This window comes from Derxia lacustris (assembly GCF_002105195.1).
GTDB classification, from domain to species: domain Bacteria; phylum Pseudomonadota; class Gammaproteobacteria; order Burkholderiales; family Burkholderiaceae_E; genus Derxia; species Derxia lacustris.
This window is the reverse complement of record NZ_MUHU01000033.1, coordinates 63497-76671: the sequence shown is the minus strand read 5'-3', so window position 1 is coordinate 76671 and position 13175 is coordinate 63497. Positions and strand designations below refer to the sequence as shown.

Annotated in this window: 9 protein-coding genes; 5 read left to right on the top strand and 4 right to left on the bottom strand. The window is 70.0% G+C overall.

The genetic code is table 11. The annotated features are described in order from the left end of the window. Nucleotides 1–9: 9 nt before the first annotated feature. Nucleotides 10–1710, bottom strand: a complete 1701-nt coding sequence (locus B9P64_RS20630; protein WP_235840070.1) for a pyrroloquinoline quinone-dependent dehydrogenase — start codon at nucleotides 1708–1710, stop codon at nucleotides 10–12. Nucleotides 1711–2243: 533 nt separating this feature from the next. Between B9P64_RS20630 and B9P64_RS20625 the strand changes: the two genes are divergently transcribed. Then, on the top strand, nucleotides 2244–3380 hold the full coding sequence (locus tag B9P64_RS20625) for a porin (protein WP_085318008.1): 1137 nt from the start codon (nucleotides 2244–2246) through the stop codon (nucleotides 3378–3380). Nucleotides 3381–3442: 62 nt separating this feature from the next. Here B9P64_RS20625 and B9P64_RS20620 read toward each other — a convergent pair whose 3' ends face one another. Beyond that, entirely contained in the window at nucleotides 3443–3958 is a 516-nt protein-coding gene (locus tag B9P64_RS20620; protein ID WP_085318007.1) for an OsmC family protein, read from the bottom strand. Between the two features lie 340 nt (nucleotides 3959–4298). Here B9P64_RS20620 and B9P64_RS20615 point away from each other — a divergent pair, with 340 nt between their 5' ends. After that, nucleotides 4299–6131: an NAD(P)/FAD-dependent oxidoreductase gene (locus B9P64_RS20615; RefSeq protein ID WP_085318006.1), complete on the top strand. Its 1833-nt coding sequence runs from the start codon at nucleotides 4299–4301 to the stop codon at nucleotides 6129–6131. Between the two features lie 68 nt (nucleotides 6132–6199). On the opposite strand, the gene B9P64_RS20610 is transcribed toward B9P64_RS20615, so the two are convergent. Further along, on the bottom strand, nucleotides 6200–7120 hold the full coding sequence (locus B9P64_RS20610; protein WP_085318005.1) for a hypothetical protein: 921 nt from the start codon (nucleotides 7118–7120) through the stop codon (nucleotides 6200–6202). Nucleotides 7121–7195: 75 nt separating this feature from the next. Further along, nucleotides 7196–10276, bottom strand: coding sequence for a response regulator (locus B9P64_RS20605; protein ID WP_176256914.1), 3081 nt, complete (start codon nucleotides 10274–10276; stop codon nucleotides 7196–7198). 171 nt (nucleotides 10277–10447) lie between these two features. On the opposite strand from B9P64_RS20605, the gene B9P64_RS20600 reads away from it, so the two are divergent. From B9P64_RS20600 to B9P64_RS20590, 3 genes are all read left to right on the top strand, one after another. Further along, nucleotides 10448–11140: a hypothetical protein gene (locus tag B9P64_RS20600; protein WP_085317504.1), complete on the top strand. Its 693-nt coding sequence runs from the start codon at nucleotides 10448–10450 to the stop codon at nucleotides 11138–11140. 315 nt (nucleotides 11141–11455) lie between these two features. Beyond that, on the top strand, nucleotides 11456–11992 hold the full coding sequence (locus B9P64_RS20595) for an HD domain-containing protein (protein WP_139826379.1): 537 nt from the start codon (nucleotides 11456–11458) through the stop codon (nucleotides 11990–11992). Between the two features lie 152 nt (nucleotides 11993–12144). Beyond that, on the top strand, nucleotides 12145–13047 hold the full coding sequence (locus tag B9P64_RS20590) for a DMT family transporter (RefSeq protein ID WP_085317500.1): 903 nt from the start codon (nucleotides 12145–12147) through the stop codon (nucleotides 13045–13047). The last annotated feature ends 128 nt before the right edge of the window (nucleotides 13048–13175 follow it).

The window sequence follows — 13175 nt, the reverse complement described above, 5'->3', positions numbered from 1 at the left end:
TCATCCTCCTCAGTCCACCGTGAACGCGATCAGCGCCGCGCCGCCGGGCAGGTTGCGGATCTCGGGGAAGGCGCCGGTCAGGAAGCCCGGCGCATGCGAGCCCAGCCCGGTCGGGATCACCACGTACTGCTTGCCGCCGACGCTGTAGCTGATCGGCCCGCCGCGCGCGCCCGAGCCGGCGTTGAACGACCACAGCTCCTTGCCGCTGTCGGCGTCGAGCGCGAACAGCTTGCCGTGCATGTCGCCGCTGAACACCAGCCCGCCGCCGGTCGCCAGCACCGCGCTCAGCGGCGGCAGGTCGAAGCGCACCTTCCATGCCGGCTTGCCGGTGAGCGGATCGAAGGCGCCGATCCAGCCGTCGGCCTTCTTGCCGGGCGGATCGACCAGCGTGATCTCCGACAGCCCGAGCGACAGCTGGCTCATCGCCACCAGCGGCGCCTGCTTGTCGCTGGTGACCGTGTTGCAGACCTCCATGCCGCTCGAATACCAGAGTTTCGTTTGCGGGTTATAGGCGCCGTGGTTCCAGCTGCGCGCGCCGAGCAGGTTGGGGCAGTGCAGCTTCTGCTTGCCGGTCTCGGGATAGTTGGGCTCGATCGGCAGACCGGTCTTCGTGTCCACGCCCTTCGACCAGTTCATGTTCTCGGTGTACTGCCACACGTTGCGGATCGCGCCGCTGTCCTTGTCCATCACATAGACAAAGCCGTTCTTGTTCAGATGCACCAGGCTGCTGCCGCCCTTGCCGTCGGGCACCAGCAGCGCCTCGTAGGCCGAGTCGAAGTCCCAGGTGTCGTTGGGCACTTCCTGGCGATGCCATTTCACCTTGCCGGTCTTGGGCTCCAGCGCGAGCAGGGTGGCGGTGTAGAGGTTGTCGCCCATCCGGTCGTCGCGGTTGAAGTCGGGCGCGGCATTGCTGGTGCCGATGTAGATGGTGTCGGTGGTCGGGTCGTAGGTGCCCGGCAGCCAGGCCGAGCCGCCGCCGCGCGTGCGGCTGTCGGCCGGCCAGCTCTTGGGGTCGTCGCGCGGAATCTCGAAGGTCCACACGCGCTGGCCGGTGTCGGCATTGACCGCGAAGATCTTGCCGACCACCGGCTGGTCGCCGCCGGTGGTGCCACCGAACAGCACATCGCCCGCGAGCTGCGGCGGCGACGAGAACAGCGCGCCGAACTCCTTCTTCATGTCGGTGAGCTGGGTCGACCACAGCTCCTTGCCGGTCTTCTGGTCGAGCGCGATGAAGCGGCCGTCGAGCGAGCCGATGAAGACCTTGCCGCGGCCCACGGTCACGCCGCGGCTGGCCGATTGATAGAACACTTCCTTCGAGGCCGGCGCGAGCTTGGCGGTGTAGCGCCACAGCACCTTGCCGGTCGCGGCGTCGAGCGCGAACACGTTGTTGTCGGCGGCGATGCTGTACATGACGCCGTCGATCACGATGGGCGTGGCCTGCAAGCCGTGGGTGATGCTGCCGGGCTGGTGAATCCAGGCCACATGCAGGTTCTTGACGTTGGCCTTGTTGATCTGGTCGAGCGGGCTGAAGCGCCAGGCGTTGTAGCTGCGGTGGTACTGGGGCCAGTTGGCCGGATCGTCCCAGCCCGGACCTTGCGATGCAGCATGTGCGGTCGTGGCAAAGGCCGCCGCCAGCAGCGTTGCGGTCAGCAGTCGGCGGGATGTTGCCGGCAGGGTGCGTCCCGGCCTGGCGTTGTGTGCATCGGTCACTTGTCGTCTCCAGAGTGCGTGCGATTTGGTGTGGTCTCGCGCCGGCGTCGCCAAGCGGCGGGCCGTGCACTGCAAGGGGCAGCTTCCATGCCGAGCGGGCCGGCGTGCGCTGACGGCTGGCCGTGACGCTCGCGCTCCGGCCGTCTTGCCGAGGCGCCGAGGCCGGCGACGGAGGCTGGCGTCAGCGCGCGCCAGGCGGTTGCAAGCGGTACCGCCGCGTTTCCATGTGTATCGGCCGGCGCGACAGATGATGCAGTCACCTGTCGCGCCGGCCGGACGCATGACGGGCCGGCCGCAGCGCATCGCAGGACGGCTGCGCTGGCGTCTTAACCCGCAACGCAAATGCCGCTTTTACCGGCGTGCCGCCGGTGCGGCGGCCTGGCTGTGCATTGCAGCATCGGCCATGCCTGTTCGGGCGCCGGGCGCCGTGGCACGGACGCTGCCCCGACTCCGCTGCGAGGCCTTCGCACGAAAGGCCCGCCGGGCGCCGGCCCGCGCCGCGCGCCCGCCACCCAGAGAGGATCGGAGACGCAATGAATCAACATCACCGCCCCCTGCGCGCGCATGCCCGCCGCGCATCCGTCGTTCTGCCGCTGCTCGCCGGCACGCTCGCGCCGCTGCCGGCGCTCGCGCAGTCCAACGTGACCATCTACGGGATCATCGATGCCGGCGTGCTGACGCAGAACCATTCGTCCGGCGGCAAGAGCCTCACGCGCATCGAGACCAGCGGCCTGCGCCAGAGCGTGATCGGCTTTCGCGGCACCGAGGATCTGGGCGGCGGACTGTCGAGCTTCTTCAACCTCGAATCGCATTTCGATACCGACACCGGCGCGCTGCACGGTACCGGCGATGCGCCGGGCTCGGGCACGATCCTGTTCCGCCGCCAGGCCAATGTGGGTCTGGCCGGCGACTGGGGCAAGGTGATCGTCGGGCGCCAGTACGGGCCGGCACTGCTCGCGCATCTCGATACCGAACCGCGCGCCTTCAAGGAGCAGTTCTCCAACCTCTACGCCTGGGCCTACAACCAGTTCGCGTCCACCGCCGACCCGACCGTGGGCATCAACGGCAACAACGATGTCGGCATCTTCATGAAGAACGCGGTGCAGTACCGCGCCACGTTCGGCCCGGTGGAAGGCGGCATCGCCTGGTCATTTGGCGAGCAGGGCGGCAGCCTGTCGCACAACAGCATCGGCGCGCTCGGGCTGACCTATCGCGGGCCGGTGGTGCTGTCGGGCTCCTACCAGATCATGAAGGACCAGACCACGGGCAATGCCAATGTGCGGCACTGGGGCGCGGGCGCGGCGCTGCCGCTCGGCGACTTCACGCTCAAGGCCAACTTCCTCAATGCCAAGAACGAGAACAGCGCCGGCGATGCGCTCTCGAACGTGAACGCCTGGGGCCTGGGCGCCGACTGGCGCTGGAGCCCGGCCAACACCGCCACGCTGGCCTACTACGACAACAAGGACCGCCGCCATAGCGACGATGCCACCCACAACATCGTGCTGAGCAACGACCACTTTCTGAGCAAGCGCACCACGCTGTATGTGCAGGGCGCCTGGGTCGATGCCAAGGCCGGCGCGACGCTCAAGACCAGCATCGTCGCGTCGGGCATTCCGGAGCAGGGCAAGAAGACCGCGCTGCTCAACATCGGCATCAATCACACCTTCTGACAAAGGGTTGCGTCGCGCCAGCGGCGCGACGCTCATCGACCCCTGGGCCGCCGACGCCTGACTCAGCCGATGGCGCCGATCTCGTGCGTCACGCCCAGCGCCGCCGGCCGCGCCAGCGTCTGGAACACCACGCAATAGCGCTCGGTGAGCTTGAGCAGCGCGGCGATCTGCTCGGCCGGGGCATCGGTATCGAGCCGGAAGTTGAGCCGGATCGCGCGAAAGCCGACCGGCGCCTCGCGGTCCACGCCGAGCGTGCCGCGAAAGTCGAGATCGCCCTCGGCCTCTATCGCCGCATCGCGCAGTTCCACGCCGAGCGCCGTCGCCACCGCCTTGAGCGTGACGCCGGCGCAGGCCACCAGCGCTTCAAGCAGCATGTCGCCCGAGCAGACGGAGAGGCCATCGCCGCCGGTGGCCGGATGCAGCCCGGCCTCGACCAGCGCGCGACCGGTCTCGACCCGGCAGCTGACACCGTCGCCGGCGCGGCCGGTGGCGCGCAGCGTGACCACGGCACTCGCCGGATCGCTGCGGTAGCGCTCCTTGAGCGGGGATTGCAGGGTGCGCAATTGGTCTGCGTTCATTCGGTCTCCTCGGCTGTCGATGCGGTGGCGCGTGCGATGGGGCGGGTCCGCGTCCGCCGGCCAGCGTCGGACGCGCCCGGGCCGAGTCTGCCGCGCCTGCCGGGCCGGCGTGACAGCCGTTTCATTCGCGCCCGCGACAGCTGTCGCCAAGACACAGGTGTGCGGATGGGTCGCATTGCGGCGCAGCAAGCGCCGTCGCCTGACCCGCTGCCCAGGAGAAGCCGTGCCGGAAATGCTTCTTTCGCGGTCCCGGCATGGCGCCGATTGCTGCGGGGCAAGGTCTTGCACCTCTAGAGACAGGCCGGCACACGCCCGGCCAACCTTCGGATGGAGACAAGACATGACCGACAGCGTCACCCAGGCCGCGCCCGTGGCGGCCAATCCCGCCGCGCAGAAGCTCGCCGACTGGCTCGCGCGCTTCGAGACCGCGCTCGCCGCGCAGGACATTCCGGCCGCGCTCGCCCTGTTCGACGCCGACTGCTACTGGCGCGACCTCGTCAGCTTTACCTGGAACCTCAAGACGCTGGAAGGCCGCGAGCAGATCGCCGAGATGCTCGGCGCCTGCCTCGCCGAGACCCGGCCCGGGCAGTGGCGCACCGAGGAAGAAGCCGACGCGACCGACGCCGACGGCATCACCAGCGGCTGGTTCACCTTCGAGACGGCGCTGGCGCGCGGACGCGGTTACGTGCGGCTGCGCAACGGCCTGTGCTGGACGCTGCTGACCACCATGACCGAGCTGAAGGGCCATGAGGAAAAGAAGGGCCGCAACCGCATCAAGGGCGCCGAACACGGCATCCATCCGGGCCGCAAGAGCTGGCTCGAACTGCGCCAGCAGGAAGAGGCCGAACTCGGCTACACCCAGCAGCCTTACGTGCTCATCATCGGCGGCGGGCAGGGCGGCATCGGCCTTGGCGCGCGGCTGCGCCGGCTCGGCGTGCCGACGCTCATCATCGACAAGCACGAGCGCCCGGGCGACGCCTGGCGCAAGCGCTACAAGTCGCTCTGCCTGCACGATCCGGTCTGGTACGACCACCTGCCCTACCTGCCGTTCCCGGACGACTGGCCGGTGTTCTGCCCCAAGGACAAGATCGGCGACTGGCTTGAGGCCTACACCAAGATCATGGAGCTGAACTACTGGTCGTCGACCGAGTGCGTGAATGCCGAGCAGGACCCGGCCACCGGCGCCTGGACCGTCAACGTCAAGCGCAAGGGCGAGCCGGTGACGCTGCGGCCGACCCAGGTGGTGTTCGCGCTCGGCATGTCGGGCGTGCCCAATATTCCAAAGATTCCCGGCCAGGACATCTTCAAGGGCGAGCAGCAGCATTCCAGCCAGCACCAGGGCGGCGCGGCCTACAACGGCAAGAAGGTGGTGGTGATCGGCTCGAACAACTCGGCGCACGACATCTGCGCCGCGCTGTGGGAACACGGCGCCGACGTGACCATGCTCCAGCGCACGTCGACCCACATCGCGCCGAGCGATTCGCTGATGAAGCTGGCGCTCGGCGGGCTCTACTCGGAAGACGCGGTGGAGAAGGGCATGACCACCTACAAGGCCGACCTCACGTTTGCCTCGGTGCCGTTCAGGATCATGCATACCTTCCACATCCCGGTGTACGAGCAGATGAAGAAGGACAACGCCGAGTTCTACGGCCGGCTGGAGCAGGCCGGCTTCATGCTCGACTTCGGCGACGACGGCTCGGGCCTGTTCATGAAGTATCTGCGGCGCGGCTCGGGCTATTACATCGACGTGGGCGCGAGCGAGCTGGTGGCCAACGGCAGCATCAAGCTCAAGAGCCGCGTCGGCATCGAATGCCTGACCGAGAACGGCGTGCTGATGAAGGACGGCACGGAGCTGCCGGCCGATCTGGTGGTGTACGCGACCGGCTATGGCTCGATGAACGGCTGGGTCGCCAAGCTGGTGTCGCAGGAAGTGGCCGACAAGGTTGGCAAGTGCTGGGGCCTCGGCTCCGATACCACCAAGGACCCGGGCCCGTGGGAAGGCGAGCTGCGCAACATGTGGAAGCCGACCCAGGTGCAGAACCTGTGGTTCCACGGCGGCAACCTGCACCAGTCACGCCATTACTCGCAGTACGTGGCGCTGCAACTCAAGGCGCGCTACGAGGGGATGGCGACGCCGGTGTATGGCTTGCAGGAGGTGCATCACAAGGGGTGATGCGGGCGGGATGACAGCCGTGGCCCGGTGGCGCAGATGCGCATGCCGGCCACGGCTTTTTTGCGTGTTCAGGCGACGGACCGCAGCACGCAGTCGTCGCCGCTCAGCACCAGCACCGGAATCGTGCCGGCCGCCTTGAGCGCTGCCACGGCGGCCTGCTGCTCGGGCGTGGCGTTGCCGTCGTCGCGCACCAGCACGCGGGCGGTGGTGTCCACATCGAGCAGCGTGGCATCGGCGGCCACCTTGCGCACCAGCTCCGACAGCGGCGCGATCGGCCGGCCGGCGGCGACCGCCATGTCGTGGATGGCGACGAGGTGCCGGCAGGCGCTGGCGTAAGCCTCGGCGATCTCGTCGCGGCGGGTGGCGAGCCAGGCGGCGTGCTCGGCGAACTGCTGGCCGAACTCGGGCGTGGCGAGCTGGGCGATGCGCGGGTCGGCGATGAGCTTGCTTTCCCAGAACGCGAGCCGCACCCGCTCGCCGGCGGCTTCGAGCGCGACCAGATCGACGCGTGCGGCGCGCTTGGGCGCGCCTTCGTCGCTCGGCAGCTCGGTCTCGAAATCGATCACGCCATCGTTGTGCGCGGCGATGTCGTCGATGAAGGCGTGCTGCGGGCCAAGCACGGCCAGCGAGTTGGCGATCCACTTCTTGAGGTTGTAGTGCAGCTCGGGCTTGGTGCGGCTGGCCGTGCCCTTGACCGTGAAGCGCAGATAGCGCTGGTCGGTCTCGGCCGCGCCGACGGCGTACTTGGCGTGGATGCTGGCGTAGGGCAGGCCGTCATGGCCGATGCCGATCAGACCGAGCAGCTGGCCACGGTGATGCAGGCTCACGTAGTTGCGGCGCAGCGCGAAGCGCACCACGGCGTCGCGGTCTTCCGCGTGAGTGCCGCCCGGCGCCCAGGCGCTGAGCAATACGCGCCACCAGTTCTTGGTCTTGGCGGTGGCCAGCTTGCGCAGCGGCGGCAGGGCGATCTGTTTTTCTAGGCGGGGCATGGGGCTTTCGGGCGGGGAAAAGACGTCGGGCGCGCAGGCGCGGGAGGCGCAAGTTACGCCACTTTGCGCACCTGCCTAGTTGCGGTCGGTCGACCGGCTGCCCGCCGCATCGACCGGCCCGCGCGCCGCCTCGATGCAGGCGGCCAGCGTGCGGAACAGCAGCCGCGCATCGATCGGCTTGGTGAGATGCGCGTTCATGCCGGCGGCGAGCGATTTCTCGCGCTCGTCGGGCAGGGCGTGGGCGGTGAGCGCGATGACCGGCAGCGTGTCGTGGCGCCGGTCGGCGCGGATCGCGCGGGTGGCTTCGAGGCCGTCCATGCCGGGCATCTGCACATCCATCAGCACCGCGTCCCAGGCCGCGCCGGGCTCGGCCAGCCGGTCGAGCGCTTCCTGGCCGTTCTCGGCCAGCCCCACGGTCACGCCGACCGATTCGAGCATCGCCACCGCGATCTGGCGGTTGAGCAGGTTGTCCTCCACCAGCAGCACGCGGCTGCCGGCGAGCCGCGTCGACCAGGCGTCGTCGGGCGTGCCGGCGCAGTCGTCGAGCCGTTCGAGCGCGAGGTCGGCGATCACGCGTTGCAGCAGGCGCGGATTGAGCGGCTTGGACAGCAGCGCCGCCACGTCGGCGGCCTGCGCATCGGCGGTGAGTTCGTCGAGGCTGTGCGCGGTCAGCAGCAGCACGCGCGGCACCTGGGCCGGATTGGAGGTGAGCCGCAGCGCCTGCGCCAGCTCGACGCCGCTCATGCCGGGCATGCGCCAGTCCGACACCACCAGCGCATACGGATCGCCGGCGGTGTCGGCGGCATGGGCCAGCGCCAGCGCACGGATGCCGTTCTCGGCGCAGTCGGGGCGGCAGCCCAGGTCGTGCAGGGCGCTGGCAACCAGCTCGCGCGCATGCGCGTTGTCGTCCACCACCAGCACCCGGGCGCGTTCGAGGCCGGCGCGACCGAGCGCATCGAGCCGGCGGTCGTCGGCGGCGCGGTCGAGCCGGGCGCTGAAGGTGAAGCGGCTGCCGACGCCCGGCGTGCTGTGCGCGGCGATCCGGCCGCCCATCAGCTGCACCAGCTGGCGCGAGATCGACAGGCCGAGACCGGTGCCGCCGAAGCGCCGCGAGGTCGAGCCGTCGGCCTGGGTGAAGGCGTCGAACAGCCGGTCGATCTGCGCCGGCGTGATGCCGATGCCGCTGTCCTCCACCGTCAGCGCGATGCGGCCGTCGGGCGCCGGCGCCGCCACCAGCCGCACGCTGCCGGCGTCGGTGAACTTGCAGGCGTTGGCGAGCAGGTTCTTGAGGATTTGCTGGAGCCGCAACGGATCGGTCACCAGGCTTTCGGGCAGGCCGGCGCGCAGCTCCAGTTCGAAGGCCAGCCCCTTGGCATCGGCGATCGGCCGGAACAACTGTTCGAGCTCGCCCAGCAGTCCGGCCAGCGCCACCCGCTCGGGCCGGATGTCGAGCTTGCCGGCCTCGACCTTGGACAGGTCGAGGATGTCGTTGATGAGATTGAGCAGGTCATTGCCGGCGGTCACGATCGACTCGGCGAAGCGCACCTGCTCCTCGTCCAGATTGCCGCGCGGATTGTCGGCCAGCAGCCGCGCCAGGATCAGCGTGCTGTTGAGCGGCGTGCGCAGTTCATGGCTCATGTTGGCGAGGAACTCGCTCTTGTAGCGGCTCGCGCGTTGCAGCTCCTCGGCGCGCGCCAGCAGCTGGGCCTGGGCCTCGCGCAGCGCGGCATTGCGCTCGTCGAGCTGGCGCTTCTGCGCATCGAGCAGCTGGTTGCGCTGGTCGAGCTGCTCGTTGTTCTGCTCCAGCTCGGCCTGCTGGTTCTCCATGCGCGCCTGCGATTCGCGCAGCACCCGCGACTGCTCCTCCAGCTCCTCGTTGGCGACCTTCAGCTCCTCCTGCTGGGCCTGCAATTCCTCGTTGAGCCGCTGGGTTTCGGTGAGCACGTCGTGCAGCCGCTCGCGGTAGATCGCGGCGTCGATGGCGCGGCCGATGCGGCCTTCCACCGTCTGCACGAATTCGTCGAAGGCCTCGTGCGGCGGCTGCATGAAGCCCAGCTCGATCACCGCGTTGACGCCGCGGTCGCCGTGCGCCGCAAACAGCCGCAGATGGCGCGGCGCCGCGCCGCCGAGCGCCGAGGTCACGCGCAGATAGTCGTCGGGCAGCGCATCGAGCGCGCGCGGTCGGCCGTCGGCGGCGGTCTGGCCGATCAGCCCGGCATTGCGCACGATGCGCGCCGGATGCGCCGCGTCGGGCGTGAAGGCATGCACCGCCACGCGGTCGAAGTGGACCAGATCGCGGCTGAGATAGGCCGCGCCCAGCGTCGCGCCAAAGCGCCGTGCAAAGAAGGTCAGCACCTCGGCGGCGACGGATTCGGCCGTGCGCTCGCCGGCCTTGGCGGCGGCCAGCTCGGTCTCGCCGCCGCTCATCCAGGCATCGCGCTCCAGCGCCCGGGCATGGCGCGCGGCTGCGTCGAGGCTGGCGCCGTAAAGCTCGGCCAGGCTGCGGATCTGGCGCCGGCCATTGAGCGCCAGCCCGACGCCCGACAGCAGGCCGATCAGCAGCGTGGCCGCCACCGCATAGGTGATGGTGGCCGAGGCCTGGGCATTGCGTTGCTCGCGCATCGCCTCCTCGGCGCCGATGAGGCCGGCGAACTCGGTGCGCATCGCATCCATCATCGTCTTGCCGCGCTCCGACCGGACGAACTCGGCGATGCCGTCGAAGGTGGCGCCGTCGCGGCGCTGCGCCACCACCTCCTCGGCATACACGACCCAGCGCCGGTGCAGGTCGGCGATGCGGTCGATGCGCGCCGCCTGCTCGGCATCGCCCACGGTGAATTCGCGCAGCGCCGCCAGCTGGCCGTCGAAGCCGGCGCTCGACAGCGCATACGGCTCCAGAAAGTTGCCGACGCCCGTCAGCAGATAGCCGCGCATGCCGGTCTCCGCATCGATCAGCAGCTTCTGCGCCGCATTGGCGCGCGCGATGGTCAGGTCGGCATGCTCGACCCAGCGCGCCATCGACAGCATGTAGAACACGATGCCGAGGAAGACCGCCGAGGTGAGCGCCGAGACCAGCAGCGGCAGCCCGACGTTGCGCGCCAGCACGCGGGCAAACGCCGCCTGGTGCAGCGCGGGAAGGGAAGATGAAGTGGACGTCATGGGCCTGAAGCGGCAGGTGGCTGCATCCGGCATTTCAGCCCGGTTCGGGCAAACGTCATCGAGTGTTGCAAATGGCGTTGCAGCAGTGCGCATCGCGTTTGCAACTCTTTTTCGGGCCGGATGCCGATGGGATAAACCGGCGCATCGCTCCAACGCAGCCCCGCATCCCCCATGGCATCTGTCAGCGCAACCAGTCCCTTTCCCGCTGCCGCGCCCGCACCGGCCCGCACGCCGGGCGACCTCGCGCTCGTCGTCATGGCGCGGCTGGCGCCGGTGCTGCGGCACGACCTCAACAACCTGATGACGGTGCTCAAGCTCGACCTGAGCGGCGCGCGCGCGCGGGCCCGCCGCGCCGCGCTCGACACTGCCCGCGTGACCGTGCTGCTCGACTCGCTGCACGACGGCCTGGCCCGGCTCGCCGAGGCCCAGGCGCGGCTGGTGGCCTGGCTCGATGCCGCGCCGGCGCCGGTGGCCGTCGGCCCCACGCTGGCCGAGCTGGCCGAGCTGTTGCAGGGCGCCTGCTCGCTGCGCGGCCGCAGCCTCGGCGTGGCGGCGCACGCACTCGAACGCAATGCCGGCGCCGAGCGCCATGCGCTGCGGCTGCTGACGGCGGCGGCGGTGCTCGCCATCGTCGACGGCGCCTGGGCCGATGGCGGCATCGAGCTGGATGCCGACAGCCGCGATGCGCGCATCGTCGTGGTGCTGCGCCGGGTCGCCGACGGCGCCGCGCGCGCCTTGCCGCTGGCACCGCCGCCGCGCGAACTGCGGCTGCTGCTCGACGATGTGGCGGCGCTCGCGCGCGACTGCGGCTGGAGCCTGGCCGCCAGCGCCGACGAGCTGCGTCTGACCGGTCCGCAGGGCTGACGCGACGGCGCGTTTCTCCGCGCGTACCGCAGGGTTTTTCGCGCGCATTCCGTGCCAGCCGGCGCCGGTTCGCGCCTGTGGAAAACGCCGATGGCAGCGCGCCGGCGATCCCCCCAATCTCGCCGTTCGCACAGGGCGGGACCGCTTGGTTTCCGCCGTCAAATCGCTACGTGCCCGGCGTGCGCCCGGGCCAGGGGCCGCCGGCATGGCCGGCACCGATAGCGGCGTGCGCTTCCCCCATCCCCAGCGTTTTCACCCCCGCCCGAACGCTCGGCCCGGCCGGCGGCTGCGGGCATTCCTGATCGGGAGACAGCCATGATTCGAGACGTGCAGGACATCCTCGACCTTTACGCGCACCACGGCTCCGCCCCTTATGGCGCCGAGACAGTCAGCCACCTTCAGCACGCCTTGCAGACCGCCACCCTGGCAGAAGAGGCAGGTGAAATGCCGGAAATCGTCGCCGCCTGCTTCCTGCACGACATCGCCTCGCTGCAACGTCTGCTGCCCGACGGCGCCCGCTCGGCCGAGGCCACCTTCGAGCAGCTCGCCGAGCTGTTCGAGCCGGCGGTGCTGGAGCCGATCCGGCTGCATGTGGCGGCCAAGCGCTACCTCTGCCTGGTCGAGCCCGACTACCGGCATCAGCTGTCGATGCCATCGCAGATGAGCCTCGACGAACAGGGCGGCCCGATGACCGCCAGCGAGGCCGAACGCTTCCTGCATGAAGAGTTCGCCTATGACGCGGTGCGCCTGCGCCGCTACGACGATCAGGCGCGCAAGCCCGACATGCAGACGCTGTCGCTGCATCACTTCGGTCGCGTGCTCGACTCGCTCGCCACGGTGGCGATGCGCTGAGGCCGGGGGCGGCGCGCTGCGCCGCCCAACCGGTAACAAGCTTCAACTTGTGCGTCGCCGCCGCTGCGGCGAGCATCGCGCGCTCGGCGGGCCGGTCCTCGGCCCGCCACCGACGACAGGTTGCGCCACGACGCAGCCGCCGGAGACGAGCCATGCCCGATGCGACGGCCAACGCGCCCGCGCACTTCACCACGCCGCGCGCCCTGCCCGGCATCTTCATCGTCCTCTGGAGCACCGGCTACATCGCCGGCAAGCTGAGCCTGGCGCATGCCGGTCCGCTCACCGTGTGCGGCCTGCGGTTCGCGCTGGTGGCGCTGATCCTGGGCGTGGCGGCGGTCGTCACCCGGGCGCGCTGGCCGCGCGGCCGCGAGCTGCTGCATCTGGCCGTCACCGGGCTGCTGGCGCAGGCGGTGCATTTCAACGCGCTGTACTACGGGCTGACGCTGGGCGTGTCGGTCGGCGTGTCGGCGCTCATCATGGGGATGATGCCGATCGCCACCACCGTGCTGGCCGCGCCGCTGCTGGGCGAGCGCACCACGCCGCGCCAGTGGCTGGGGCTGGTGGCCGGGCTGGCCGGCGTGGGGCTGGTGGTGGCCAACAAGATCGACACCGGCCATGCGCCGGTGGCCGCCTATGGCGTGATCGTGCTGGCGCTGGCCGGCTTGTCGCTCGGCACGCTCTACCAGAAGCGCTTCTGTGCCCGCATGGACCTGCGCAGCGGCGCCTGCGTGCAGTACGTGGCCGCCGCGCTGGCCACGCTGCCGCTGGCGCTCGGCCACGAGGGGCTGCAGATCGACGGATCGGCCGGCATGGCGGGCACGCTGGGCTGGCTGGTGGCGGTCAACTCGCTGCTGGGCGCGACGATGCTGTCGATGCTGATTCGCGCCGGCAGCGCGGCCCGGGTGGCGAGCCTGTTCTATCTGGTGCCGGGCGTGGCGGCGGCGATGGGGCTGGCGGTGTTCGGTGAACGGCTGGCGCCGCTGGCGCTGGCCGGCTTTGCGGTGACGACCGGCGCCGTGTGGCTGTGCACGCGGGTGAAGCTGCCGGCGCGCTGAGGCGACCGCGCTGGCGGGCCGGCGGCGCAACGACGGCACGACACCGACCCGCACGAACCGGCCCGGGCTTGATTGCGCGCAACGGCACCGCGCCCGCGCGCGCGGATGCTGCGCGCTCCTCCGCATTC

Coding starts and splice junctions, on each gene's coding strand:
- B9P64_RS20600 (WP_085317504.1), top strand. CDS start 10,448: ATGGCATCTGTCAGCGCAACCAGTCCCTTTCCCGCTGCCGCGCCCGCA.
- B9P64_RS20620 (WP_085318007.1), bottom strand. CDS start 3,958: ATGAACGCAGACCAATTGCGCACCCTGCAATCCCCGCTCAAGGAGCGC.
- B9P64_RS20615 (WP_085318006.1), top strand. CDS start 4,299: ATGACCGACAGCGTCACCCAGGCCGCGCCCGTGGCGGCCAATCCCGCC.
- B9P64_RS20590 (WP_085317500.1), top strand. CDS start 12,145: ATGCCCGATGCGACGGCCAACGCGCCCGCGCACTTCACCACGCCGCGC.
- B9P64_RS20605 (WP_176256914.1), bottom strand. CDS start 10,276: ATGACGTCCACTTCATCTTCCCTTCCCGCGCTGCACCAGGCGGCGTTT.
- B9P64_RS20625 (WP_085318008.1), top strand. CDS start 2,244: ATGAATCAACATCACCGCCCCCTGCGCGCGCATGCCCGCCGCGCATCC.
- B9P64_RS20610 (WP_085318005.1), bottom strand. CDS start 7,120: ATGCCCCGCCTAGAAAAACAGATCGCCCTGCCGCCGCTGCGCAAGCTG.
- B9P64_RS20595 (WP_139826379.1), top strand. CDS start 11,456: ATGATTCGAGACGTGCAGGACATCCTCGACCTTTACGCGCACCACGGC.